Consider the following 24630-nt stretch of genomic DNA (forward strand, 5'->3'; position numbering starts at 1 on the left):
AAAATTTATGCGGCAGTCTGCTCGGAGCCACACCCGGCGTCGGCGCAGCATTCGGCGATGAGGAACTGGACCAGTTCGTTCATGCGGTCGAAGTTCGCCCGGCAGATCAGCGTGGTGCCATCGCGTTCCTGACTGACCAGCCCTACGATGATCAGCGTCTTCAGGTGGTGCGATAGCGTGGACGCTGCGATCTCAAGGCGCTGCTGGCACTGCCCCACTGACAAGCCGGGATGTCCCGCCCTCACCAGGAGGCGGTAGAGCGACAACCGGGTTGGGTTGCCGAGGGCCTCCAGCTGAGGGGCGGCGTTTTGAGTGTTTAGCATAGACGGAGCTTGCCCCAAGCACGCGCGGAAGGCAATTCGTACTTCTAGAAATATAGAACACTGTCTTGGCGGCAAGAAGCGCTCGCGAACCGCCGCTGACGCTGGGGGTTATGGGCGTCGCTGGCGGCTCGTCGTCTCCCGCCGCAGCCCAGGCCGGCATCCGAACGAGTTGGAGATCGCCGAGCTGATAGCCTTCCTCAAGCAGTTTGGCAGAGACGATCGTTCAGTAGCGATTGGAGATCAATCATACGGAGCTGAGCGCGATGGCGCTCAGCTCCAGAGTACCCGTGATAACGCTGGCGCCTGGCCGGCGTCGCTGACCGATGACGCGCTACTTAGGCCCGCTTTCGACAAGGTAATTGTTACGCACAGGCCGCCGGCCGCGCGGTTGGCTAAATTGATGAGCCCACTGTGGGTCTGGATCACGGATGCCGCGATGGTGAGCCCCAGGCCGGTGCCGCCCGTCTCGCGGCCTCGGGACTCCTCAAGCCGCACAAAGGGTTGAAATACGCGCTCCATATCCGCCGGCGGAATGCCCGACCCTTCATCCTCGACGGTGACAGCGATATGGTCTCCGGCCTCGGCAATCGTGACACGGGCCGTATGGCCATATTTGATGGCATTGCCGATGATATTGGAGAAAGCGCGCTTCAGCGAGAGCACGCGCCCCAGCACCGGAGCGGAAGTGAGGCCGATCAACGCGACTCGATGCCCCTGATCGAGATGATCGTCGACGATGGTCTCGATGACCGAAGCGAGATCGATCGGTCGGATCGCTTCGCTGGAGACCCCGCCACGCAGATATTCCAGCGTGGCGTCGATCATCGCCTCCATCTCCCCGAGATCGGCGTCGATCAGATCGCGGGTCGCGTCGTCGTCGAGAAGTTCCGAACGGAGCCTGAGGCGGGTGATCGGGGTTCGCAGATCATGTGAGACCGCCGCCATCGCTTGCATGCGCTCGGTGACGAGGCGCTGGATGCGCTCGCGCATGGTGTTAAAGGCCCGCGCGGCGCGACGCACCTCGATCGGTCCGTTTTCGGGAAGCGGCTGCGGCGTCTGATCTATGCTGAATCGCTCGGCCGCGATGGCGAGATCGCGCAGCGGTCGTGTTGCCCAGCGAAGCAGTAGTAGCGCGACAACGACGATGCCGACGCCAAAGCAGATGGTGACTGCAATCACGCTCCAGTCGATATGTGGGTTCGCTCCAAGGGCGGACGACGAGAAATTCACCCAGGAGCCGTCGGTCAAGCGCACCGAGACCAGCATCATGTGTCGGTAGGCATCGGCATTTCCACTTCCCAAGGCACCGTCATCGGCGAAGCCGACCCGGAACGACTCCGCGGCAAGTTCGGGCGCCAGCTCCTTGAGGCGCGCTTCCATGATCTGCGCCCGTTCCGTCGCCGGCGCGTTGCCGAGCACCAGGCTGACATTGCTCCAGTGAACCTCAAGGCTAGCGCTCGACAAGTCGTGAGCGACGCGATCGCGTTCCGGCGCATCAAAAGTGCTTGCGATTGCTCGCTTGATCGAAACGATGTGCTCGGCGAGGCCACGGTCGCGGGCCGCCATCGCCAGACTCTCGAAGCCGACGCGATAGGCCCAGAAGCCGAGCAGATGGAATGCCAGGAGTGCGGCCACCAGGATCATGATGGCGCGGCTGGCGACCGTATCAGGCCAAAGACGCTCGATGTATTTTCTCAAGCGGACTGCCCTTCCCGAATGCGGACATCCGACGCGAATACATAGCCGGAACCACGGACGGTCTTAATGAGCTGGCTGCCATTCGTCACCGCTTCGAGCTTCCGCCGCAGCCGGCTGATTTGGACGTCGATCGTACGATCGAATGGGTCGCCGCTGCTTCGGGCCTTAGCGAATTGCATCAAGGCTTCTCGCGACAGCACACGGTTGGCGTGTTCCACAAAGGCGACGAGAAGGTCGAACTCACCGGTTGAGAGATCGACCAATGTCCCGGAAGGTGATTGCAGCTCTCTGCGGCGCAGATCCATCGACCAGCCATCGAACAACACGATCTCGGAACGTCGGATTTCAGTGGCGTTGCGCGAGCGAGTGCGGCGCAAGACGGCTCGAATACGAGCCAGCAATTCGCGCGGGCTAAACGGCTTGGTGACATAGTCGTCCGCCCCGCCTTCGAGGCCGATGATCCGGTCACTCTCCTCGCTGCGGGCGGTCAGCATCACGATGGGCACCTGGGACGTCATGCGGACGTCGCGGCAAAGCTCGACACCGGAACGGCCAGGTAGCATCAGGTCGAGCACGATCAGGTCGAAGCTGGTGCGGGCCACGACATCCATCATCACGCGCCCGTCCGGTGCCCCGGTGACCTGATAGCCATGGCGCTGGAGGAAACGTGAGACCAGAAGCCTGATCTGCGGGTCATCGTCTACCACGAGAATATGACCGTGATCTTCGGCGATCGTTTTGATTGGATCTTGATCCATCTTTCGCTCGGCTTCCCGAAACAAGCCCATCGGGGCGGTGGCGCTTCTTCCTTTGCACGACTGCACAATAGCGCGCTTACCGCCGTGCCGCCCGCGTTGCTTTGATACAATTTGTAACGGACGCCTCCGGGCGTGCGCTGCTACCCCTATGCCATCGAAACGCGAGGAGCCGAATCGTGACGTTCGTGAAGGTGCCGTTCCTGGCAGGTATAGGGCTGGCGTTAGGCGCCTGTTCGCTGACACCCGTTCCCGAATATCTTGCCAAGCCGGCTGATCCGAATATCCGCGTCCCTGCCGTCCAATATCGCAGCGTGACGGCTGGCGCCGCCACATACCGCCCGGCCGAGCCCAAGGATTGGCACGAACTCAACCGTGACGTCGGCCCGAAGTCATGACTTCGCCTGCCGTATCCATTTCAGCGATCAATTTTATCCGGGGAAGGACAGCCTTGACCGCTCCAGCGATATTGAATGCCCGTCGGCTGTTCCGTTTCGGGCTGCTCGCCGGCACGGCGGCCCTGCTGGGAGGCTGCGCTAGCTTTTCTGCCGATGGCGGCATGGCGCCGATCCAGGCCGCGACTTACGCCGATATCGGCAAGGATGTGACCAAGATCGGCGACGATCAGGCCGCGCTCACGGCGAAGGCGCGGATCGATCAGCTGCTGCGCAAGCCGCTGACCGCGGATGCGGCTGTGCAGGTCGCGCTGCTCAACAATCGCGGCCTGCAGGCCGCCTTCAACGAACTCGGCATGGCCGAGGCGCAGATGGTCGCGGCGAGCCTGCCGCCCAATCCGCGGCTGGGTATCTCCAAGCTTTCCGGCCGCTTCGAAGTCGAGATCGAGCGCCAGATCGTCGGCAGCCTGCTGGCGCTGGCAACCCTGCCGGCGCGTGCCGAGATCGCCCGCGAGCGTTTCCAGACGGCACAGTTGCGCACGGCCGAGGCGGTGCTGAAACTCGCGGCCGACACCCGCCGCCAATATTACCGTTCGGCCGCAGCCAATGCCCAAGTCGCCTTCTATCAGGAGGCGAAGGCTTCGGCTGATGCGGCTTCCGAGCTGTTCAAGCGGCTCGGCGAGACCGGCGGCGTCAACAAGATCGACCAGGCGCGCGAATTCGCTTTCGAGGCGGAGCTGACCGTGCAGCTCGCCCAGGCCCACCAGCAGCAGCGCCAGGAGCGCGAGCGCCTCGTCCGCCAGCTCGGACTCTGGGGCGATGATCTGAAGTTCCGCGTCGGTAGTCTACCGCCGCTGCCGCGACTGCAATCGGTCAAGGCGGTCGAGGCGGAAGCGCTACGCAAGCGCATCGATCTCAGGATCGCACGCGCCGATCTCGACGTGCTGGCGAAGTCGCTGGGGCTCACCCAGGCGACGCGCTTCGTCAACGACGTCGATCTGCTGGGACGCCGCACCTACGATCGTGGGCGTGTCATCACGGAAGATGGCCATGTCGAGCGCGAAAGCAGCCGCAGCCGGACGCTGGAACTGGAGATCGACATCCCGATCTACGATTTCGGCCAGTCCAAGGTCGCGCTCGCCGAGCAGAGCTACATGCAGGCCGCCAACAAGCTGGCGGAAAAGGCGGTGAACATCCGCTCCGAGGCGCGCGAGGCCTACACCGCCTACCGTGCCAATTACGACATCACCCGGCAGTACCAGAACAACGTGCTGCCGCTGCGCAAGATCATCCTGGATCAGTCGCTGCTGCAGTACAGTGGCATGCTCACTGACGTGACCGATCTGATTACCGACGCCCGGAACCGCATTCTGTCGAACGTCGCGGCGATCAATGCCCGCCGCGACTTTTGGATCGCCCATACCGACTTCAAGCACGCCTTGATCGGCGGTGGCAGCGGAGGTGGCGGCCCGGCCGCCGTCGCGGCAGCGAGCGGCGGCGACGCCGGCGGCGGGCACTGAAGGAGCTTCCCGACATGACATCCCTATCTCGCAGAGGCTTCATCGGTTCGTCCGGACTCGTTCTGGCTGGGGCGGCAGCTGTATCGGGGCGCGCTGCCTTCGCGGCGGTCCCCGAAGCCCCGACCATGAAGGAGGCAACGACGCAGGCCCCACTCGTGCCGACCACGGGACCGGACTACCAGCCGGTCGCGACACTGAACGGCTGGTCGCTGCCTTGGCGGATGAATGGCGACTGGAAGGAGTTCCATCTCGTCGCCGAGCCGGTGGTGCGCGAGCTCGCCCCCGGCATGAAGGCCAATCTCTGGGGCTATAACGGCCAGTCGCCGGGCCCGACCATCGAGGCGGTCGAGGGCGACAAGGTCCGCATCTACGTCACCAACAAGCTACCGGAGAACACCGCCGTCCACTGGCACGGCCAGCGCCTGCCGAACGGCATGGACGGCGTCGGCGGGCTGACCCAGCCGCATATCCCACCGGGCAAGACCTTCGTCTACGAATTCCAGCTAAGGCGCTCGGGAACCTTCATGTACCACCCGCATTCGGACGAGATGGTCCAGATGGCGATGGGCATGATGGGCTTCTTCGTCGTCCATCCCAAGGACCCGGCGTTCCGGCGCGTCGACCGCGACTTCGTCTTCCTGCTCAATGCCTTCGACATCGAGGCCGGCTCCTATGTGCCGAAGGTCAACACCATGACTGATTTCAATTTGTGGTGCTGGAACAGCCGGGTGTTTCCGGGGATCGACCCCTTCGTCGTCGGCAAGAATGACAAGGTGCGGATCCGCTTCGGCAACCTGACCATGACCAACCACCCGATCCACATGCATGGCTACGAGTTCAAGGTCTCGTGCACCGATGGCGGCTGGGTCGATCCGGCGGCGGCCTGGGACGAGGTCTCGATCGACGTCGCCGTCGGCCAGATGCGCGCCTTCGATTTCGTCGCCGACGAGCCGGGCGACTGGGCGATCCACTGCCACAAATCCCACCACACCATGAATGCCATGGGGCACTCGGTGAAGACCTATATCGGCGTGAACAAGAAGGACCTCGCCAAGCGCATCGCCAAGATCGCACCCGGCTACATGCCGATGGGCTCGAACGGCATGGGTGAGATGGGCTCGATGGAAATGCCGCTGCCTGAGAATACCCTGCCGATGATGACCGGCTTCGGTCAGTTCGGCCCGATCGAGATGGGTGGCATGTTCTCGGTGGTGAAGGTCCGCGAGGGGCTGGCGAAGAACGACTACAAGGATCCCGGCTGGTTCAAGCATCCCGAAGGAACCGTCGCCTTTGAGTACAAGGGCCAGAAGCTCGCCGAGGCGGCGCGCGGCGCCTCCCCCGACAGCGGCATTGAGCCGACTGAATGGCAGGTCAAGGATCCGCGCAAGCCCCGGTTAGGCCCGGATGGCAAACCCATGGTCGCCAACAAGGCTGGCGCCCATGGCAATCATTGAAATCGTTGAACTCACTCAGGAGAACTGCATGTCTGGGATTCTCAAGGCAAATTCGCTCGTCGTCATCACTGCAATGGCTTTGTCTGCAGGAGCGGCATTGGCCGATCCCGGCCATGGCGGCGAGGCCGCCTATGGCAAGCCGGGCGATCCGAAGAAGCCGGCGCGGCCTGTTCAGGTCGTGATGAGTGAGAAGGACGGCAAGATGTCCTTCATTCCCGATCGCATCGAGATCCGCCGCGGCGAGCAGATCCGCTTCCAGCTGCGCAATAATGGCGAGCTGGATCACGAGCTCGTCCTGGCGACGCTGGAGGAGAACCTCAAGCACGCGGTCGCGATGCAGAAGAACCCCGACATGGAACATGACGATCCGAACGCCAAGCGCCTCGCGCCGAAGAAGGCCGGCGAGATCGTCTGGGCCTTCACCAAACCGGGCGAGTTCGATTTCTCCTGCCTGATCCCCGGTCACCGCGAGGCGGGCATGACCGGCAAGATCATCGTCAAGTAAGCAACCTCAGCGAAAGGAGCGTCCCATGCTGAAGACTGCCGCCACCCTTGCCTTCCTGATCGTCGCATTGCCGGCCGCCGCGCAGTCGGTCAGCGGCACCGTCACCAAGGTCGATGAGGCTCAAGGCAAGCTCACGATCAACCATGGCGCGATCAAGAACCTCGACATGGACGCCATGACGATGGTGTTCCGCGCTGGCGATCCCGCCATGTTGAAAGGGCTGAAGACCGGCGACAAGATCAAGTTCGACGCCGACAGGGTCAACGGCCAGATCACCGTCACCAAGCTCCAGAAGGCGAAGTGATTCTGATGAGCGGCAAGGCGCAAATTGCCTTGCCGCTCATAGCGCCGTTCCCGGCGATTGTTTCGGCCAAACTGGCTATTCCGTCACCGAACTCTGGCGACGCTGGTTGCGTTAGCAGGCGCATTGTCTGACGGAAGCACCATCGCGAGCTGTTTGAAGCTTCGCCTTTGACCATGCAAAGAACGAAGTACGATGAAGGGCGAGCCATGCGATTGGTCTTGCTGGCGATTTCTATTGCGCTTGTCGCGCTGCAAGCGCGGGCGGACGATGGCGATCTGCAGCGGGCGTTGATCGAAGCGTCTTGCCCCACTGCCAAGGTCACGCGCCTCAATCCCATTGGACAGAGTGAAGTCTATGAAGCGAACTGCTTCGACAGACGCATCAAGATCGTCTGCATGAACGGACGCTGCGCCGCGGATGCTCCGTCACACAGCCGGGATGATCCGGAATGATGTCCCGGCGGACCAGCTCACTGCCGTCGATGAAAGATCATGAAATGATCAGCGACTGCCTGAAACCACGCCGAAGGTGCGTGCTTTGGGCGCTCTGGGCTGTGGCCGCGGGAACGCTGTTCATGGATCAGGCGGAAGCGCAGTCGGTCAAGATTGTCGGAATCGGCGCCTCAAGCTGCCAGTATTTCTTGCGGGAGACCAACGGCAAGCCAGAGGTCGAGAAAAACTTCTTCGCCTGGGCACAGGGGTACATGAGTGGCTTGCTGCTGCGGGCGCCCCCAGGAAAGGACGAGGATCTGGACCTCGCCCCGGACGTCTATCCGTTGCTCAAGCAGGCCGAGTTCCTGCGGAGCTTCTGCACGCGCAACCCCGACGCCGATTTCAGCGATGGGGTGAACGATCTCTATCGCACGCTCCGAGCTCCACCGAGTTGAGGCCCGCAATCCTATCGGAAGGCAACGCAAATGGCGCCGACATAGGTGGCGTCGCTACCGAGGAACGAGTTCAGCAGACGTGACCGCGACGTTTCAGTTTATCCATGATCTCGGTCACCAGATCATGGGCCTCGATTACCCGCACGGCCACTGGCTGATCAATATTGCGGCCGCGCTGTTGTTTGTCGTTGCGCCGGTGTGGACACTCTGGATTGGTCTGCGGCTCGGCCAGGCGCGACGCTGTCCTTCCTGCCGCCCTACAGCCCAGACATGAACCCGATCGAGAATGCCTTCGCCAAGCTGAAGGCCATGCTCCGAGCCAAAGCAGAGCGCTCAATCGGCGCCTTGTGGGACGCAGTCGGCACCATCCTTCAGCTCTTCTCGCCGACCGAATGCGCCAACTACTTCAAGGCAGCCGGATATGATCCGGATTAAACCGGAAACGCTCTAGGGCGTAGCGACGATTTAAGGATTTGGGATTCCCCAATCGCCGCAAATCGGATTCAAAGCTGATTTTGGAGATCGGCGATGGATTGCGACGCGCTTCGGGATGACCAATGGGAGCGGATCAAGGGCTTTGTCCCCGGGGGAACAAAGGGCAAGCGTGGTCCGCGCACCGACAACCGCAAGTTTTTGGATGCTCTTCTTTGGATGGCGCGTTCCGGCGGTCGCTGGCGCGATCTGCCCGAACGGCTTGGCGATCACCGCTCGGTGAAGCGGCGCTACTATCGTTGGATCGAGATGGGCGTTCTCGACGAGATGTTGGCGGTTCTGGCGCGTGAAGCCGATCTCGAATGGCTCATGGTCGATAGCACCATCGTGCGGGCGCACCAGCATGCGGCCGGCGCACGCAAGATAAAAGGGGGGCGGATGCCCAGGGCTTGGGCCGGTCTCGCGGCGGATTGAGCACGAAAATCCACGCGGCCACGGAAGCGCTCGGTCTTCCAATCCGATTGATCGGCTCTCCCGGACAGCGCAACGACATCGCCTTTGCCCATGACTTGATCGACGGGATCGAGGCTGATGCCGCCATCGCCGATAAGGGCTACGACGCCGATCACCTCGTCAACAGGATCCTCGGGGATGGCACAGAGGTCGTCATCCCGCCCAAGCGCAACCGGAAAGACCTGCGCTCTTACGACGTCGACCTCTACAAGGAGCGCAATCGCATCGAGCGCTTCTTCAGCAAGCTCAAGCAGTTCCGGCGCGTCGCCACCCGATACGATAAACTGCTCGCCAATTTCATGGGCTTCGTCAAACTCGCCGCAATTGCCATATGGATCAAATAGTTAAATCGTCACTACGACCTAGGAAGAGATGCGTCGGGCCCCAATAGATCGAGGGCTCGGCCACGAGCAGATGGTTCACGACGAAGGGCAGCATCGCCTTAGCCAGCAATGTGATGCCGACGAAGACGAGGATCAGCGTCGGCTCGGCCAGGATCGCGACCATGACGGCGCGGCTCGAGCCGATGCCGCCATAGGCGCTGCGCGTGTCGAGCCCCGCCAATGTGACCATGAAGGAGCCGAGCGTCAGCACGAGGCCGCCCCCGAGGATGTCGCCCATATCCGACAGCGGCAGCGGGTAATCGGTGAGCACCGGGATCAGGATGGGAACGGTCAGTGTCGTGGTGAAGGCGACGATCGGCGCAGCCCAATAAAGCCAGGATGCGGTCTCCGGCACGACGATCTGTTTGTGAAAGAGCTTCCAGAGGTCGCGATAGGGCTGGAAGATGCCTGGCCCCTGGTTGCGCTGCACCCGCTCCTCGAACTGGAGGATGACGCCTTGCAGCAACGGCGCCAATAGCAGCGTGGCCAGGACTTGCGCGATCTGGAGAATGACATCGCGGCCGGTCATGACCGGCCTCCCGGAGCGTGATGTGCCTCCGGTACCTGCTGTCGAAAATCTGAGAAAATGCTCCGCGGGTCCAAGGCACATTTCTCCCGTCTGCCAATTTGGCTCGACAGGAGTCATCAGCCCTGGGGGCGGTTAAATGGCGAACTCCATCACCATTTATGAAGCTGATCCTCGCTTCCCCGGTTGTCAAGGGTGGAGGGTGGCTCCTGATGCATGGAGCTTATTCTCATCACCACATTGGCCGGTTTGGCACTCACGAGCTTGGCGCTAGCCATTCTCGTGGCTTTGCTGGCCAAGATGTTTCTCGCTTCTCCTCCGTTGGAGCTTTGGCCTGCTTGTTGGAGGACAGGTCCAGGCTGACGGGGACCGGACCGCCGCTCGCCAGGCGGCCCGAATTTCCCGGGTTGCGATCAGCTCGCCTTGGCCACCACGTTCAGCGGCCGGTCTGGTGCGATCGTCGTTTCGACGAGATGCGCATCGGCTTTCGAGATGCTCCAGTGCTCGAGGTGCTTGAAGATGATCACCTTGTCCTTGAGCAGGTCGCCGTGGCGCCGGCAGAACATTTCGAGTTCCGTGCGCTGCCCGATGAGTTCGACACACATCGTCAGTTCCGGGTTGCTCATCTCAACGCCCTGAGCTTCCAACCGGCCGTGGTTGCTGTAGCCGTAGGTCGTATGGTGGGCGACCGCGTTCATGATGCCGTCTGCCTTCGCAGTTTCGACGAGTGCCCGGTAGAGCGGCTTGGCACCCCAAAGGCCCTTGCCACCTTGCCGCGGCAGCTTGTCGCGAGGCTTCAGATAAATGCGCACCATGCCGACATCGGCGGGGCTGACGATATGCGGAAACGACATCAGGCTGTCCTTGCTGGTGGGGTAGATTGGCCGCAGGGCCGGTTTCCGACCACGCAAAACGTGGGCGAAGTTCAGGATTGGGGCGGATTGCGCTGTGAGGTGGCGGGATTCGCGCAGCGAAATCTCGGTTGGCGTGAAGCCGATGCTGCTCTTGGGTACGCCCAGGCGTTGCGACAGGTAGATGCTCGAATGTCCGCTGAAGACATAAGCGGTGAAGCACGCGGCCGCGATGTAGACCGTATTCTCGGCCCCGAAGAGCTCGATGCCCATCAGCGTGCAGGCCAGTGGCGTGTTCGAGGCGCCGGCGAAGAGGGCGACGAAGCCGAGGCCGGCAAAGAGATCGATCGGGGCGCCCAGCGCCTGTCCGGCAGCATGGCCGAGGCCGGCGCCGATGAAGAAGAGCGGGGTGACTTCTCCACCCTTGAAGCCGCAACTCAGCGTGAGGACCGTGAAGAGCAGCTTCCAGGCCCAGCTCCAGCTATCGGTCCGGCTCGGGTCGAAGAAGCCGAGCAGCGTCACGTCGTTCGGGTTCGGCGACCAGCCACCCAGGCCGAGATATTCGCGCGTGCCGATGGCATGGACGAGCCCGATGATGAGAAGCGCGCCGACGACGGGCCGCAGCGGTCCGTATTTGACGAAGCGCTTGAACAGGGACTGCGACCAGTGCGAAGCCTCGGAAAAGAACTGACCCACGATCCCGCAGGCGATACCCACCAGCACGACCTTTGCGAATAGCAGGACGTCGAGGTGGAAAGCGCTTTGCCCTTGGGCGAAGCCGATCACGTAGTGGCTGTGTTCGATGCCCCATAGCTGGCAAACCCAGTCGCCGATCACAGCGGCGATCAAGCAGGGGATCAAGGCCTCGTACTGGATGCGGCCGACCGTCAACACCTCCAGGGCAAAGACGGCGCCGGCGATCGGGGTTCCGAAAACAGCGCCGAAGCCCGCGGCGATGCCAGACATCAGCAGGAGCCGAACTTCGCGCTGATCGAGGCGTAGCAGACGGCCGAAGGCGCTGGCGAGGCTGCCGCCCAGTTGCACGGCGGTGCCCTCGCGCCCGGCTGATCCGCCGAAAAGATGGGTAACGACGGTCGAGATCAGGATGAGCGGCGCCATCCGCAACGGCACTCCGGCGCCCGGCTCATGAATCTGCTCGACGATGAGATTGTTGCCGCCCTCGGCCGATTTCCCAAAGGAGCGATAGACCAGCGCGATGGCGAGGCCCGCGAGGGGCAGGCCGTAAAGCAGGTTCGGATGGTCGAACCGGGTCTGCGTGGCCTTGTCCAGTGCCCAGAGGAAGAGGGCGCAAAGGGAACCGACGCTCGCGGCCATCGGCACGACGATGGCGGTCCATTTGAGCAGAGCTAACGCTTGCAGGCAGCGTTGGATCAGGGCGGGCGGCGACATCATGGGCTCCGAAACGCAGTCGGAGCCTCACGCGACAGGCCATCAGTGAAGATGCCCCTCAGCCATGACTCCCCGTCCTGCAAAATTGCAGTCGAGTAGGAGTCATCAGCCTTCCGAGGCGGTTCGAGCCGAAGAACAGCTCAGGCAGAATCCATTGCCGGGCTCGCTCATAGTGCGCCGTCGCGCAGTTGGAAAATGCTGCATTGCACACAGTGTCATGCGATTAGCGCATGGAAAGGGGGGCGCTCTTGGTCCGACCGTCAATCGGGGTTCAGTCACGCTTGCGCCCCGATGCAGCGCAGACCTCGCGAGCGAGGTGCGCAATCACAGGATCCGGATCCCGGATGATGCCGCGAAGCCTGTCCCGAAATTTCGACGTGATGCTGAGATCGATCAGGACCGACAGGGCCGCGCGCCTTTTCCGCAGGTGAGATTCACTTTCCTTGCCCGGTGGGAAGGGGCTCTCAAGCGCTGTGGCCACGAGATCAGAGCGGGCCACTGCTCCGTAGCGGCGCAGGCTAGCTTGCGCGGTCAGGCGAAGTTCATCTTCGGCAAGGGCGCCAATAAACAGGGGCAGGGCGTCAAGGCGGAGAAAGGAGCCGAGTCCGACCAGGACACCCTGCAACGGGCGGTGCCGCGCGAATTCGATGAGAAGGTCGGATACCCACGCTTCACGCAACTGCGCGATGGCCCGGCCGGCGGCGCTTGCAACGACATCATCGCCAAGCCTCTCGACGGGATCGTCCGCCCGCCGCAGCGACTGCAGAAAACTTGCTAGAACATCGAAGGCCCGCAGCGCCGCCAACGCTTCAACGGCTCGGCTGCGGGGTTGAAAAAGACCGCATGGTTCGCGTGCGAATAATAGCTTTGCCAGGTCAGGCACGATCACGAGGCCGATCCCGATGGCTTCGAGAACGCCATGATCTCCGTCGTGGAGAGATCTGAGGCATTTCAAGGCACTGGCGATGCGTTGTCGCGTTGCCAGGGATTGCTCGGCCGGGGCCGCTGCCGGTCCCCCGTGTTGCCCGGGCGGTAGGAGTTTCCCAAGGCGAGGGGGCTTGCGGGGCGATTTTTGGCCAGCCCGGTTCGGTGAAACCGCCTTCACGGGCCGAAGAAGCGCGTGTCGATCTGCTCGTGGCTCATGTCCAGGCCAAGCCTCAACAGCGCGTCGCGGTGGATGTCGATCTGGAGGACGCCGAGAACGGTCAAAAGGGCGAGGACAATGTAGATCAGAAGCGGGTCTGCCGACGTATCGGCCGCCGCGTCTTGAATTCGGTTTCGATTAGATGGGTTCATGGCAAGTCTCCTGCATCTCAGAGCGTCCGCTCGCCGCAGGCTATGCCGTTGGAGTCGCTTTTAGACGTCCTCCTACGAGCGCAACCTGAGCGCTTGTAGGAGTCATCAGCCGGTTAAGGCGGTTTGGGGGGACTCCATCCCTCCTCGGCAACCTAGGTCGCGTGGACGGCTCGGTCAATGCCCGCACGATCAAGCGATCGCTGAGATTCGGGTTGCTGGAATACTTCTCCCGAATGGACCTCCTAAAGGGGAAGGTGAGTGGTTTGGCGCCCCACGGCGAGAAAGATGGGGATGGCCGCAAGCTGGGCAATGACGCAGAAGGCGATGGTTCCTGGTAGGGAAACATCATAAAGCGCACCGATCGCCACGCTGCCCAGGAACCAGAAGACACCGTAGCCAGCCGTGAAGATGCCGAATGCCGAGGCCCGGTGTTGCGCTGGCACCATCGGCGCGACAGCTGCTGGAATGATGGATTCATGGACCCCCATTCCCATGCCCCAGATCGCGGAGCCGGCGAGCGCTGTCCAGAAGCCGCCCAGGAAGACGAGGGGCGCGAACGCTGCCGCCGCAAGGGTTAGCGCGACGAGCACGGGAAAGCCGAAGCGATCATAGAGGCGGCCGAACACCAGGGAGCTCGTGCCGCTGACCGCCATTGCCACGGCATAGAAGATGGCGATCCACTCACCGGGGACGCTGTGCGTCTTGCCGAAATGGTAGGCGACCAACGGGTAATCGGCGAAGCCTGCTGCAACGAGCGCGGCCCCGGCGAGATATAGCCAAAACACCTTCGGCAAGCGCTCGCCGCCCATCTCGGGCTCCTTCGCCTCGAGATCCTGCGGCCGCGGGTAGAGTAACCGTGCCGTTGCGACAAAAGCGAGATTGATCAGGGCGGGAACGACGAGCACCGCGAAGGCTTCATGGAAACTTCCTTGCCGTGCGAGGACGAGGGCAACCAGCAGAGGGCCGAACATGGCTCCGAACTGGTCGAGTGCTTCGTGAATGCCGAAGGCGATCCCATAGCCGCCGACCTGTTTTGCCGCGTGCGACAGCATGACGTCGCGTGGCGGGTTGCGGATCGCTTTCCCGACACGCTCCAGAATGATGAGGACGGCAGCCTGCTGCCATGTCTGCGTCAGCGCGAGTGCCGGTACGGCCGCCATTTGCACCACATAGCCCAGGATGGTGATGGGCCAGAAGCGACCGGTCGCATCGGCCCATCGACCCGACACCAACCTGAGACCGTAACCCAGCAATTCGCCGAAGCCCGTCACGATCCCGACGATGGTTGCACTTGCGCCTAGGGCAAGGAGATAGGGACCTAGAATGCTTCGCGAGCCTTCATAGGTGAAGTCCGCAAAGAAGCTGAGGATGCCGACCAGCAACACGAAGCGCAGCGCTATCCTGCGCCCGCGTGCATCGAAGCCGGGCGTCCCCGCGGCATCAAGCGTCGGCGCTGTCTCATCCCGGACTTGCATCATGCTAGCTGCCCTATTCGGGGACGGCCGTAAAATCCGGCGATCCCACCTGCCATCGGCACCTTCATCGCCTCCGTAGCCCGGGGCGCGCGAGCGACCTTATGGACCGAGGAAGCGCCCGTCCGCGGGTTGGGTGCTTATGGTCACGCCGACGCCTTGCAGGCTTTCACGATGAATCTCGGCTTGGAGAATGCCGAACACGGTCAACAGGCTGATGGCAATGTAGAGGAGAAGCGGGTGTGCCGATGTCTCGCCGGTCAAGCTTCGGTTGCGATCAGTCTGGACCATGGAACAGCTCCTGCATTCTGGCGACGTCTCTCGCGCTTGCAGGTCATGCCGTTAGGTCTCGGCCATGCTCCTACGAGCGCAGTTCATGCGCTTGTAGGAGTCATCAGCCGGTTAGGGCGGTTATCGGGGGACTCCATCCCCATACGGTGAGCGACGCTACAACTTCCTCGTGCCAGCCGATAGTCCTCATCCGAGGTCAGTCAAATCGGAAATCGCGAACCCGCGGCGGATCTCCAGGGTCTATGGCTTGATGTGCGCTGTCATCAGGCCTCGGCGGTGTGTTCGTTGCGCGCTGCCGCCCAGACTTCGCGGGCGGCATCGGCGTTCATCGCGGCGATGCCGAGTCCGACGATGATGTCAGGCCAGGCCGAGGACCAAAGATAGGCCGTCACCAGACCCGCCGCGACGATCGCAATGTTCGCGATGGCGTCGTTGCGCGCCGAGAGGAAGGCCGCCTTGGTCAGGCTGCCACTGTGCGCCCGGAAGCGCGCCAGCATCAGGGCACAAGTCAGGTTGATCGCGAGGGCCCCGAGGCCGGTCAGCGTCAGGGCGACAGGTTCGGGTGGGACAAGCGTGTTGATTTTTGTCCAGACCGCCCAGAGGGTGGCGATGCCTGGAACCAGAAGAATACCTGCGAGCGCCATGCCGAGCCGGGCACGGTTGCGCACGCTCCAGCCCAGGCCGATCAGAATCAGCAGGTTGACCGAAGCATCCTCGAGGAAATCGACGCTGTCGGCGAACAGCGAAACCGAGCCGATGGCGAGCGCCACCGCGAATTCGACACCGAAATACCCGAGGTTAAGCGCAGCGACGAGCCCAACGATGCGGCGCAGCCCGGTCGGCTGGTCGGAGGATAGGGAGGTTTCGGTCATGACGTTATCTCGAAGCTGGCAAGGACGGGGTAGTGATCGGAGGCGATATCGGTCGCTGGCGTCCGAATGACTTCGTAGTGTTCTGCGTGTCGTGCCAGCGCCCGCGACGCCAGGACGAAATCGCAGCGCATGCGCGCGAACTCGGTTCCAGAGAATCCAGCGGTCGGGACGGTTGGCGCGGCGTTCTCACTGAGCTGGTGGCCGATATCGACCCATCCCGCTGCTTCGAGGCCGGCGAGGACGCTCCGATCGGCGATGGCGAGATCGTCGCCCAGGTAGCGGGCCCGGTGGTGGGGCGGAAGATCGGAAAACCCGCCCGGTTCGGGATCCCGGGGGGAAACAGAGTTGAAATCTCCGGTCAGAAGCGCGATGCGATCGGGATCGGCCTGGACCGCGAGATAGGCCGCCTCGCGCCGACGAATGGCCGCACCATTCGGGCACAGGTGGGCGCTAAAGAGGGTCAGAGGTTGCAGCGAGCGCGGTAGTGCGACCGTCAGCATCGCAAGAGCGTAATGGAAGTTGCTGCTATCGCTCTCGAATGCGATCGGCTTCAGAGGATCGCGGATGAAGATCGCCGTGTTCTGCCCGGTGCGCGGCGCGAGTGCGAGAAAGCCGCGCATGCCGATCTTGGCCTCAAAGGCATGTAGGAGCGCTGCACCGGACGCTTCGAACCCTTTGGCCTCCTGCATGAGGAAGATGTCGGGCCTGCGTTCGTTGATGAGAGCGATCTGCGCCACCATCCGGCGATCGTCCGTACCGTCGCGACCCGCAAAGAGGGTGTTGTAGCTGAGGATGGTGAGTTTCATTGCGCCATTCGCTTCATCGAGGCGGCGGACGCCGGCACTTCGACTGCGTCGCGCTGCTGGAGCCGGAGGCCAATCGTCCAACACAAGACAGCCCAGGCGGACCCGACGCACCATCCGGCAAGGACGTCGCTCGGATAGTGGACGGCAAGATAAATGCGGCTGATCCCAACCGCGACGGTCAGAATGACCGCGAGCGTCATGAAATAGGCCCTGATGTGCCGATCGGCGGTCGCCCGCGTGAGCAAGGCGCCAAGCGTCAGGAAGGTGATCGCCGATAAGGTTGCGTGGCCGCTCGGGAAGCTTGCGGTGAAGACACGGGCGGTGTGGGGGATGTCGGGGCGTGGGCGGTCGAAACCCAGCTTCAGCGCCATGCTGACCACGACCCCGCCGAGCACCGCCGCAACCATCAGCAGGGCCAAGCCCCGCTTTCCGATCAGAAGCAGGTACCCGGTCGTTGCGGCGAACAGGAAGCCCAGAAACGCGAAGCTCCCAAGTGCAGTGACATCACGGCCCGTCTCCTGGAGCCAGGCCGGACCGATGGGATCATTGCCAGCCGTCCTGAAGGCCATGAGGACCGCGGTGTCGAACCGGGCGAGATCGCCTTCCATCATCTCGCTCGCGAGAAACACGAAACAGAGCATCAGGATGATGACGAGGACGGCGCTCCGAGCGAGCGGAGGCATCGGTGGCAATGGCCCGACTGCCCGGAGCGTTTCGGGGGCGATTCCCCGGTTCTCGGGGCTCATCGCTTTCCTGCTCCCTGGATAACGCTCGACATCAGGACGCCTACGCAGCCGATGACCAGGATGAATCCGGTTCCGATTGAGGAGGCGTGGAACACGGACGAGATGATAGCCGCGGTGATGACGACGCCGAGGATCGACAAGGCGAGGAACTCGTCATCGACGAACATCCCGTAGATCTCGCTGAAGATCAGACGAAGAACGCGCATCAGGCCAACTCCTGCCGGGGACGACGGATAGCAGAGGCGAGACCGAGGCCGAGCGCCAGGAAGCCGAGCGCGAGGACGAGGATGGCGCCATCATGTCCCGGCCATTCGACGCCGAGGCCCTCACCGGTCCAGAAGACACCGAAGGCCGACAGCATGACGCCGACGCCGAACTTCAGGGTGTTCTCCGGAACACGGGCGAGCGGCTTGTGGACCATGAACCCGATCACAAGGACGAGCACACCGGCTGCGAGCGCGCCAAGGCTGGCGGGCCAAAGCAGATCTCGTCCCGCGCCGACGGCGATCACGATGAACACGACCTCGACGCCTTCGAGCACCACGGCCTTGAAGGCGGCAAGGCCAGCGATCCAGTCGAGATGGCGCTCCTCATCCCTGACGGCCTTGCTCAACTCGGCCGTTTCCTTGGCAAAGGCGAGAGCTTCGTCGTGGAGGGGGATGATGCCGCCCGAACGCAGGATAGCCTTGCGCAACCAGCGCAGACCAAAGAGCAGCAGCAGCACGCCGATGACGAGTTGCAGTCCGTGGAGGGGCACCCGATCGAGCATGGGCCCGAGCACCACCACCAGAATGGCCAGGAGACCGAGGCCAGCTGCGGTCCCGCTCAGGGCGGGGCGCCATCCCCTCACGGTTCCGACCGCGAGCACGATGGTGAAGGCTTCGACGACTTCAACCAGGGAGGCCAGGAAGGCGGCGGATACCGCCGGAGCGGCAGTGGCCCATGTCATCATGCCCGTGTCCTTTCGCGCGAAATCACTGCGGCTTTTCGTACGCGGCGGCGGGCTGGTCAGATCGCAATCTGAGTGTCACATTGGATCGACAGGCGCGCAGTCACATCTGCGTTATATATGTAACCACCGTAACAATCAAGGAGTGTCATGGCCTCGTTGGAATGGTTGCTGCTGACCTACAAGGTCCCGGCGGAACCTGCGCGCAAGCGCGTCTCGATCTGGCGCAAGCTCAAGGGCCTCGGCGCGATCTACCTCCAGGGCGGCGTCTGTCTGCTGCCGAAGACGGACGATCACTTGCGCCGTCTCAAAATGCTGGAGAACGAGATTGCCGAGGCGGAGGGCGAGGCGTTGCTGCTGGCAACCGTCGGTCTCGATCAGAAGCAGGAGGAGAAAATCATCGCCCGCTTCAACGCCGATCGCGATGACGAGTACAAGGAGTTCATTGAGAAGTGCGTGGCCTTCGAGGCGGAGATCGCCGAGGAGACACGCGTTGAGCACTTTACCTTCGCCGAATTGGAGGAAAACGAGCAGGACCTGATGAAGTTCAAGAACTGGATCGAGAAGATCCGCAAGCTCGACTTCTACAAGGCTCCGCGCGCCGAGGAGGCCGCAGAACGGTTGTCGCGTTCAGAGGCGATCCTCGACGCCTACGCTCACAACGTTTTCGCGGCGCAGGAGGAAAACAGGCCTCCGGAGGCGGCACGAGAGTGAGGATCGCGGGGGCAGGGACGAAGCCCGATGGCTCGACGTTTTTGGTGGTCTGGTCCGGCACTCGAACACTGAGCCGGGGCGCCGGGCTCGGCCGACTTACGAAGGGCCAATCTGGCCAATCCTTCCATCACCATTCGCTTCGGAGGCTAACGAAGTCACTTCTTGCGACTTGAAAGGTTGGTGAAAGCTCCGGGAGTTAAGTGACGAACCGTTACCGGCGCGCTCCAGTAAGAGAGTTGACCGGGCAAGAGGACGCAATCCAAGGGAGTCTGGCCATGCGCATGCGCGCCGTCGTTCAATCTTTCGCTTTCCTGAGTGCCCTTGCGGCTTCAACCGCAGTGCTCGCGGCCGACAAGGTGACCATCATGGTCGGCGGCTATGAGAAGCAGATCTACCTGCCCGCCAAGCTCGCTGAGAGCCTTGGCTATTTCAAGGATGAGGGTCTCGAGGTCGAGCTCCTCAACGAGGCGGCCGGCGTCGATGCCGAGAACGAGATGCTGGCCGGGGCCGTGCAGGGCGTGGTCGGCTTCTACGATCACTGCATCGACTTGCAGGCGAAGGGCAAATTCGTCGAGTCGGTCGTTCAGTTCAGCCAGGCGCCCGGCGAGGTCGAACTCGTCTCGAGTAAATATCCAGACGTCAAGTCGATGGCTGACTTCAAAGGCAAGAACCTCGGGGTGACCGGCCTCGGCTCGTCGACCAATTTCCTGACGCAGTATCTGATGATGAAGTCCGGAGTACAGCTCAGCGACTTCACCTCGGTTCCGGTCGGCGCCGGCGCGACTTTCATCGCCGCGATGCAGCAGGACAAGATCCAGGGCGGCATGACCACCGAGCCGACGATCTCGCGCCTGCTCTCCACGGGCGAGGCGCGCATCCTTGTCGACATGCGCACGATCGAGAAGACCAAGGCGGCTCTAGGGGGCACCTATCCGGCGGCGTCCCTCTATATGCAGACCGCCTGGGTCGAGAAGAACAAGCCTGTCGTGCAGAAGCTCGCGAACGCTTTCGTCAAAACGCTGAAGTACATCAACACCCACAGCGCCGCGGAGATCTCCGACAAGATGCCGAAGGACTACTACGTCGGCAACAAGGACGCCTATGTGAAGGCGCTCGCCGACGGCAAGGAGATGTTCACCGTCGACGGCGTCATGCCGCAGGGTGGGCCCGAGACGGTGCTGGCGGTGCTGTCCGGGTTCTCCAAGAACATCAAGGGCAAGCAGATCGACCTGTCGAAGACCTACACGAGCGAGTTCGTGAAGAACGCCAAGTAAGTTGGGTCGCGCCCGGCGGGCGTATCAACGGGCGGCGACCTGACGCCGCCCGGCTACTCGTTGAACCCATTTTCCGTTCACGCCGCTTTCGCGGCGAAGGAGGCCTCATGCCTGCAACCGACGTGAGCGCAAGCCCGGCGGTCGAGCTGATCAATGTCAGCCGCCGCTTCCTGACTCCGGACGGCAAGTCGATGACGGCCATCCGCGACTTCAACATGAGCGTCGGCCGCGGCGAGTTTGTCGCCGTGGTCGGCCCGACCGGCTGCGGTAAGTCGACAACGCTGAACCTCGTTACCGGTCTCGCCAGGCCGTCGAGTGGCGAAGTCCAGCTCTTCGGTGGTCCGGTCAATGGCATCGATCCCCGGATCGGCTTCGTTTTCCAGACCGATGCGCTCTTTCCCTGGCGCAGCGTCATCGACAATGTCGTGGCGGGCCCGCTCTTCCGCGGCAAACCGCGTGAGGAGGCCTATGCGAAGGCCCGCGAATGGCTGGCCCGCGTCCATCTCAGCGGCCATGAGAGCAAGTACCCGCACCAGCTCTCCGGCGGTATGCGCAAGCGCGTCTCGCTGGCGCAGACCTTCATCAACGAGCCGCAGATCCTGCTGATGGACGAGCCCTTCTCGGCGCTCGATGTGCAGACGCGGGTGATCATGCACGACGTGCTGCTCGGGTTGTGGTCCGAGGCGAAGGCTTCCGTGATCTTCGTGACCCACGATCTCGAGGAGGCGATCGCGCTGGCCGACAAGGTCTATGTGCTGACCTCCGGTCCGGCGACGGTGAAGTCGGTCTACCCTGTCGACCTGCCGCGACCGCGCGTGGTCAGCGAGATCCGCTACCAGGAAGACTTCATCGCCCTTTCCCGCACGATCTGGGACGATCTGCGCGACGAGGTCGAGCGCAGCGCCGCTCGTGACGAAACCCTGGCCGCTTGAGGAGGTTGATCATGACGGATGCAGCTCTCATCGCTGGCGTCGCATTCCGGCCCGGCACATCGGATGCCGAAATCGAGGCCGCCGCCGCCAAGGCCGCTCGGGACCGCCGCCGCAAGGTCTTGTTCTGGCGCTGGGCCATTCTCATCGTCATGCTCGGCGGTTGGGAAATTAGCGCGCGCTTCGGGGTCATCGACGAGTTCTTCTTTTCGCGCCCGAGTGCGATCTGGGACCGGCTGGTCGAATGGACGCTCGAGGGCACTTCGGAAGGACCGCTCTGGCTGCATCTCTGGGTGACGATGGAGGAGGCTCTAACTGGCTTCGCGACGGGGTCGGTGGCCGGAATTGTTATTGGCATCGCGCTTGGACGTAACCAGTTCCTGTCCGACATCTTCTCGGTCTACATCAAGCTGATCAACTCGGTGCCGCGTGTGGTCCTCGCGCCGATTTTCATCATGATCTTCGGGCTCGGCCTCGCTTCCAAGGTGGCCCTGGCCTTCGTGATGGTGTTCTTCGTGGTCTTCTCGAATGCCTTCCAGGGTGTCCGCGAGGCGGACCGCAATCTGATGGCCAATGCGCAGATTCTCGGCGCCAAGGGCTGGCAACTGACCCGCTCGGTGGTGATTCCTTCGGCCATGAGCTGGATCTTCGCCTCGCTGCATGTGAGTTTCGGCTTTGCGATCATTGGCGCAATCGTGGGCGAGTTCGTTGGCTCCCGCCATGGCATCGGCCTGCTGATCAACATCGCCAAGGGCACCTTCGACTCCGCCGGGATGTATGCCGCAATCGTGGTCATCATGATCGTGGCGCTGGCCGCCGAATATGTGATGACCCTGGTCGAGAACCGCCTGGCGACCTGGCGACCCGCGCCCCTGCAGGATACTCACTGAGATCGATCCTGTGGCGGATCTTCATGATCCGCCACAGGCAGCCTGACGTCGACGCGCAGACCCGAGCCGCGGGGTCTGTCGGAAAGTTCGACCGTGCCGCCATGGGCCGCGACGATTTCCCGGACGATCGCAAGCCCGAGGCCTGTTCCTTCGACGGTCGATGGCGCGAGACGGTGGAAGCGCTCGAGCACGCGCTCCCGTTCTTCCAGCGGGATGCCCGGGCCGTCATCCTCCACGATCAACTGCACGTTGCCATTGACGCGGGTGAGGCTGACTGCGACCGAGCCACCATTCGGAATATGGCGCAGCGCGTTGTCGACGAGATTGAGGACGAGCTCGCGGAGCAGCGTAACATGGCCAACCACCGGCAATGGATCGGCCTCGTCGTCGAAGGACAAATCGATGGCCCGATCGAAGGCAATGCATGCAAGGCTTTCAAGCGCTGAACGCGCGACCCCACGAAAATCGATGAGTTCCTTGCGTAGCGCGGCCCCGCCTGGCTCCGCGCGTGCCAGAACGAGAAGCTGATTGACCAGCCGGCTCATGCCGTCGACGCCGCTGTCGATCGCGGTAAGGGCCTCCGTCTTGCCTTCCTGCGTTTCGTCGCGAAGCCCCATCGCAGCCTGCGTCTTGAGCACCGTGAGCGGAGTGCGCAACTGGTGTGAGGCATCGGCGATGAAGCGCCGCTGCAACGCGATGTAACCCTGGACTCGTGAGAAGGCCTGGTTGAGTGCGTCGATGAGCGGCCTGAGTTCGCTCTGGACGTCGTCGCGCCGCAGCGCTTTGAGCGATCCCGGATCGCGCGTCCGCAATTCGCTGCGGAGCCGCAGCAGCGGGGCCAGTCCGCGATGCAGTCCGAACAGCGTCAGAAGCGCTGCGATGCCGACCAGGATGATCTGGTCGCGTAGCGAAGCCCGCCAGATCTCACTGATCAGCCGGTCCCGCCCGTTCAGCGTCGTCGCGACGATGACGAGAGCATTGCCGCCAGCAGTCTTCGAGATCACCGGTTGGGCTAGGGCAACAGCCCGGATCGCGTCATTGCGGAAACGGGCATCGAAATAGACGGGCTGGAGATCGTTCGGCGGCGCGGGTGGTGGGGCGACGTCCGGAAATCCCGCGATCAGCTCCCCGGAGGGTGCCATCACGCGATAGATCACTCGATCGCGATCTGGTGAGGCGAACATTTCCAGCGCCGAGGGTGGGATCAGGGCTTCGACCCTCCCGTCGGTTTCCTTAACCTGCTCGGCGATGACGCGTGCCGAGGCGAGAAGCGTTCGATCGGCAATCAGGTCGGCTATGGTTTCGGCATTGTGATAGGTGATCCAGCCGTTGAAAAGCACGACGCCCCCAAGCGGGACCAGCAACCATCCCAGCAGTTCGCCCCGAAGGCTTCTAGCCACAGCTTTTCCTCAGTGCGTAGCCGAGCCCGCGTAACGTGCCGATGGTGACCTTACCAGTCCCGAGCTTCTTGCGGACGCGGTGGACATAGATCTCAAGCGCATTGTCCGTCACCTCATCATTGAAGCCGAAGACCGTTTCGGTCAGTGCGGCTTTGGAAACCACCCGGCCGGATGCAAGCACGAGCGCCTCGAGCACGCTGTATTCGCGCGCCGTCAAATCGAGTGGCGAGCCGTCGAGCGAAAAGCGTCGTTCACCCGTTTCCAGGACGAGCGGCCCGAAAACGACCTGAGATGTCCGGTTATCCTGTCGTCGGCGCAACTGGGCGCGAATGCGTGCTTCGAGTTCGAGGGGATCGAACGGCTTCACGAGATAGTCGTCGGCACCGGCATCAAGCCCTGCAACACGGTTCGATACAGCATCGCTTGCCGTCAGGATGATCACGGGGGTCAGGCCGCTCTTCTGCCTGAACCGCTTCAGCACCTGCAGACCCGCCATTCCTGGCAGACCGAGATCAAGAATGATCAGGTCATACAGTTGGGTCGCCAATGCGGTGTCCGCGTCGGCACCGTCATGTACCGCGTCGACGACATAGCGACTCTTACGTAGCAGACGGGAGAGCCAGTCGGAGAGTTCGCGATTATCCTCGATCAGCAGGATGCGCATCTATGAAGAATCCGCTGAGGAAGCATAAGCTAGGCGCAGCCCAACGACCTTCGGCACCTTAGCGGACTTAACTACATTGGCGAAGCTTCTCGTCGCGGATGGCTGACGCGGTTTGCCGAGCATCGCAGGCCGGTTCCACTCAAGGGGTAGGCGGAGGAGCTTTGAAATACCGTTCGATAGCGCGCCGAGTTAAATCGGCTTCATCCTCTGCGATTGGTATGAGGCTTACGACGATATCGGCGAGCCGCAGCCGCCCTGTTTCAACATCGACATTCTCTTTCAGCGAGTCTTTGACCTGATGCCAAGCTCGATCAAGTGCGGCCTCTGCTCGTGCAACGTCGACGGGGTCGTTTAGAGAGGAGAATATCATTT

General features: G+C 62.5%; 29 protein-coding genes, 1 pseudogene and 4 riboswitches. Of the genes and pseudogenes, 14 read left to right on the top strand and 16 right to left on the bottom strand.

The annotated features are described in order from the left end of the window. Window positions 1-5: 5 nt before the first annotated feature. The 3 genes from BGO20_RS18405 to BGO20_RS18415 form a co-directional block, all read right to left on the bottom strand. Window positions 6-323 (bottom strand): ArsR/SmtB family transcription factor, encoded by a 318-nt coding sequence (locus BGO20_RS18405; RefSeq protein ID WP_257735507.1) that lies wholly within the window; start codon window positions 321-323, stop codon window positions 6-8. 270 nt (window positions 324-593) lie between these two features. Next, window positions 594-2021, bottom strand: a complete 1428-nt coding sequence (locus BGO20_RS18410; RefSeq protein WP_257735508.1) for an ATP-binding protein — start codon at window positions 2019-2021, stop codon at window positions 594-596. Then, window positions 2018-2779 (bottom strand): response regulator, encoded by a 762-nt coding sequence (locus tag BGO20_RS18415; protein WP_257735509.1) that lies wholly within the window; start codon window positions 2777-2779, stop codon window positions 2018-2020. The genes BGO20_RS18410 and BGO20_RS18415 overlap by 4 nt, the downstream gene beginning before the upstream one ends. Before the next feature lie 176 nt (window positions 2780-2955). On the opposite strand from BGO20_RS18415, the gene BGO20_RS18420 reads away from it, so the two are divergent. The 10 genes and pseudogenes from BGO20_RS18420 (at window position 2956) to BGO20_RS18465 (ending at window position 9129) form a co-directional block, all read left to right on the top strand. Beyond that, window positions 2956-3174 (top strand): hypothetical protein, encoded by a 219-nt coding sequence (locus tag BGO20_RS18420; RefSeq protein ID WP_257735510.1) that lies wholly within the window; start codon window positions 2956-2958, stop codon window positions 3172-3174. Window positions 3175-3227: 53 nt separating this feature from the next. Next, complete coding sequence (locus BGO20_RS18425) at window positions 3228-4691, top strand: TolC family protein (RefSeq protein WP_291664851.1); 1464 nt, start codon at window positions 3228-3230, stop codon at window positions 4689-4691. Window positions 4692-4705: 14 nt separating this feature from the next. Beyond that, window positions 4706-6145, top strand: a complete 1440-nt coding sequence (locus tag BGO20_RS18430; protein WP_257735512.1) for a multicopper oxidase family protein — start codon at window positions 4706-4708, stop codon at window positions 6143-6145. Window positions 6146-6173: 28 nt separating this feature from the next. Further along, window positions 6174-6650 carry a cupredoxin domain-containing protein gene (locus tag BGO20_RS18435; RefSeq protein ID WP_257735513.1) on the top strand — a complete coding sequence of 159 codons (477 nt, stop codon included), beginning with the start codon at window positions 6174-6176 and terminating at the stop codon, window positions 6648-6650. 25 nt (window positions 6651-6675) lie between these two features. Further along, complete coding sequence (locus BGO20_RS18440; protein WP_257735514.1) at window positions 6676-6954, top strand: copper-binding protein; 279 nt, start codon at window positions 6676-6678, stop codon at window positions 6952-6954. Between the two features lie 206 nt (window positions 6955-7160). Next, entirely contained in the window at window positions 7161-7406 is a 246-nt protein-coding gene (locus BGO20_RS18445; RefSeq protein WP_257735515.1) for a hypothetical protein, read from the top strand. A gap of 122 nt (window positions 7407-7528) precedes the next feature. Beyond that, window positions 7529-7840: a hypothetical protein gene (locus tag BGO20_RS18450; protein ID WP_291664848.1), complete on the top strand. Its 312-nt coding sequence runs from the start codon at window positions 7529-7531 to the stop codon at window positions 7838-7840. Between the two features lie 79 nt (window positions 7841-7919). Next, window positions 7920-8114, top strand: coding sequence for a hypothetical protein (locus BGO20_RS18455; protein WP_257735534.1), 195 nt, complete (start codon window positions 7920-7922; stop codon window positions 8112-8114). After that, window positions 8072-8275, top strand: a pseudogene (locus BGO20_RS18460) (transposase); the annotation flags it as partial. The gene BGO20_RS18455 and the pseudogene BGO20_RS18460, both read left to right, overlap by 43 nt. Before the next feature lie 93 nt (window positions 8276-8368). Next, a protein-coding gene (locus tag BGO20_RS18465; RefSeq protein ID WP_257735517.1) for an IS5 family transposase occupies window positions 8369-9129 on the top strand; the annotation gives its coding sequence in 2 pieces (ribosomal slippage) (window positions 8369-8708 and window positions 8708-9129; 762 coding nt in all). Here the strand turns inward: BGO20_RS18465 and BGO20_RS18470 are convergent. The 11 genes from BGO20_RS18470 to BGO20_RS18520 form a co-directional block, all read right to left on the bottom strand. Continuing rightward, window positions 9122-9697 carry a respiratory chain complex I subunit 1 family protein gene (locus BGO20_RS18470; protein ID WP_291664845.1) on the bottom strand — a complete coding sequence of 192 codons (576 nt, stop codon included), beginning with the start codon at window positions 9695-9697 and terminating at the stop codon, window positions 9122-9124. The two genes, BGO20_RS18465 and BGO20_RS18470, sit on opposite strands and share 8 nt — an antisense overlap. A gap of 100 nt (window positions 9698-9797) precedes the next feature. Continuing rightward, window positions 9798-9860, bottom strand: a riboswitch (Fluoride riboswitch). Window positions 9861-10107: 247 nt separating this feature from the next. Continuing rightward, window positions 10108-11955, bottom strand: a complete 1848-nt coding sequence (locus tag BGO20_RS18475; RefSeq protein ID WP_291664843.1) for a DUF190 domain-containing protein — start codon at window positions 11953-11955, stop codon at window positions 10108-10110. A gap of 89 nt (window positions 11956-12044) precedes the next feature. Next, window positions 12045-12123, bottom strand: a riboswitch (Fluoride riboswitch). Between the two features lie 103 nt (window positions 12124-12226). Further along, complete coding sequence (locus tag BGO20_RS18480; protein ID WP_291664841.1) at window positions 12227-12844, bottom strand: hypothetical protein; 618 nt, start codon at window positions 12842-12844, stop codon at window positions 12227-12229. A gap of 212 nt (window positions 12845-13056) precedes the next feature. Continuing rightward, a complete protein-coding gene (locus tag BGO20_RS18485; RefSeq protein ID WP_291664840.1) occupies window positions 13057-13251 on the bottom strand; it encodes a hypothetical protein in 195 nt (64 codons plus the stop codon). A gap of 89 nt (window positions 13252-13340) precedes the next feature. Continuing rightward, window positions 13341-13402: riboswitch (Fluoride riboswitch) on the bottom strand. Between the two features lie 91 nt (window positions 13403-13493). Next, the gene (locus tag BGO20_RS18490; RefSeq protein ID WP_291664839.1) at window positions 13494-14729 is read right to left on the bottom strand and encodes an MFS transporter; all 1236 of its coding nucleotides are present in this window, start codon (window positions 14727-14729) and stop codon (window positions 13494-13496) included. 96 nt (window positions 14730-14825) lie between these two features. Beyond that, a complete protein-coding gene (locus tag BGO20_RS18495) occupies window positions 14826-15014 on the bottom strand; it encodes a hypothetical protein (protein WP_291664838.1) in 189 nt (62 codons plus the stop codon). 87 nt (window positions 15015-15101) lie between these two features. Next, window positions 15102-15164, bottom strand: a riboswitch (Fluoride riboswitch). Window positions 15165-15277: 113 nt separating this feature from the next. Further along, window positions 15278-15886, bottom strand: a complete 609-nt coding sequence (locus BGO20_RS18500; RefSeq protein ID WP_291664836.1) for a cation efflux transmembrane domain-containing protein — start codon at window positions 15884-15886, stop codon at window positions 15278-15280. Beyond that, on the bottom strand, window positions 15883-16692 hold the full coding sequence (locus tag BGO20_RS18505; RefSeq protein ID WP_291664834.1) for an endonuclease/exonuclease/phosphatase family protein: 810 nt from the start codon (window positions 16690-16692) through the stop codon (window positions 15883-15885). Before BGO20_RS18505 ends, BGO20_RS18500 begins: the two co-directional genes overlap by 4 nt. Next, complete coding sequence (locus BGO20_RS18510; RefSeq protein ID WP_291664833.1) at window positions 16689-17438, bottom strand: phosphatase PAP2 family protein; 750 nt, start codon at window positions 17436-17438, stop codon at window positions 16689-16691. Before BGO20_RS18510 ends, BGO20_RS18505 begins: the two co-directional genes overlap by 4 nt. Then, window positions 17435-17644, bottom strand: a complete 210-nt coding sequence (locus BGO20_RS18515) for a hypothetical protein (protein WP_291664832.1) — start codon at window positions 17642-17644, stop codon at window positions 17435-17437. Before BGO20_RS18515 ends, BGO20_RS18510 begins: the two co-directional genes overlap by 4 nt. Continuing rightward, on the bottom strand, window positions 17644-18390 hold the full coding sequence (locus BGO20_RS18520) for a COG4280 domain-containing protein (protein ID WP_291664831.1): 747 nt from the start codon (window positions 18388-18390) through the stop codon (window positions 17644-17646). The genes BGO20_RS18515 and BGO20_RS18520 overlap by 1 nt, the downstream gene beginning before the upstream one ends. A gap of 147 nt (window positions 18391-18537) precedes the next feature. Here BGO20_RS18520 and BGO20_RS18525 point away from each other — a divergent pair, with 147 nt between their 5' ends. From BGO20_RS18525 to BGO20_RS18540, 4 genes are all read left to right on the top strand, one after another. Then, the gene (locus tag BGO20_RS18525) at window positions 18538-19101 is read left to right on the top strand and encodes a Chromate resistance protein ChrB (RefSeq protein ID WP_291664829.1); all 564 of its coding nucleotides are present in this window, start codon (window positions 18538-18540) and stop codon (window positions 19099-19101) included. A 281-nt stretch (window positions 19102-19382) separates the two neighbouring features. Then, window positions 19383-20375, top strand: a complete 993-nt coding sequence (locus tag BGO20_RS18530; RefSeq protein ID WP_465246055.1) for an ABC transporter substrate-binding protein — start codon at window positions 19383-19385, stop codon at window positions 20373-20375. Between the two features lie 107 nt (window positions 20376-20482). Further along, window positions 20483-21307 (top strand): ABC transporter ATP-binding protein, encoded by an 825-nt coding sequence (locus tag BGO20_RS18535; RefSeq protein WP_291664825.1) that lies wholly within the window; start codon window positions 20483-20485, stop codon window positions 21305-21307. 11 nt (window positions 21308-21318) lie between these two features. Further along, window positions 21319-22194, top strand: a complete 876-nt coding sequence (locus tag BGO20_RS18540; protein WP_291664868.1) for an ABC transporter permease — start codon at window positions 21319-21321, stop codon at window positions 22192-22194. Here the strand turns inward: BGO20_RS18540 and BGO20_RS18545 are convergent. Further along, complete coding sequence (locus tag BGO20_RS18545; RefSeq protein ID WP_291664824.1) at window positions 22188-23594, bottom strand: sensor histidine kinase; 1407 nt, start codon at window positions 23592-23594, stop codon at window positions 22188-22190. The two genes, BGO20_RS18540 and BGO20_RS18545, sit on opposite strands and share 7 nt — an antisense overlap. After that, window positions 23587-24258: a response regulator transcription factor gene (locus tag BGO20_RS18550; RefSeq protein WP_291664823.1), complete on the bottom strand. Its 672-nt coding sequence runs from the start codon at window positions 24256-24258 to the stop codon at window positions 23587-23589. Before BGO20_RS18550 ends, BGO20_RS18545 begins: the two co-directional genes overlap by 8 nt. Window positions 24259-24630 lie beyond the last annotated feature (372 nt).

This window comes from Allobosea sp. 67-29 (assembly GCF_001898115.1).
Lineage (GTDB): Bacteria > Pseudomonadota > Alphaproteobacteria > Rhizobiales > Beijerinckiaceae > Allobosea.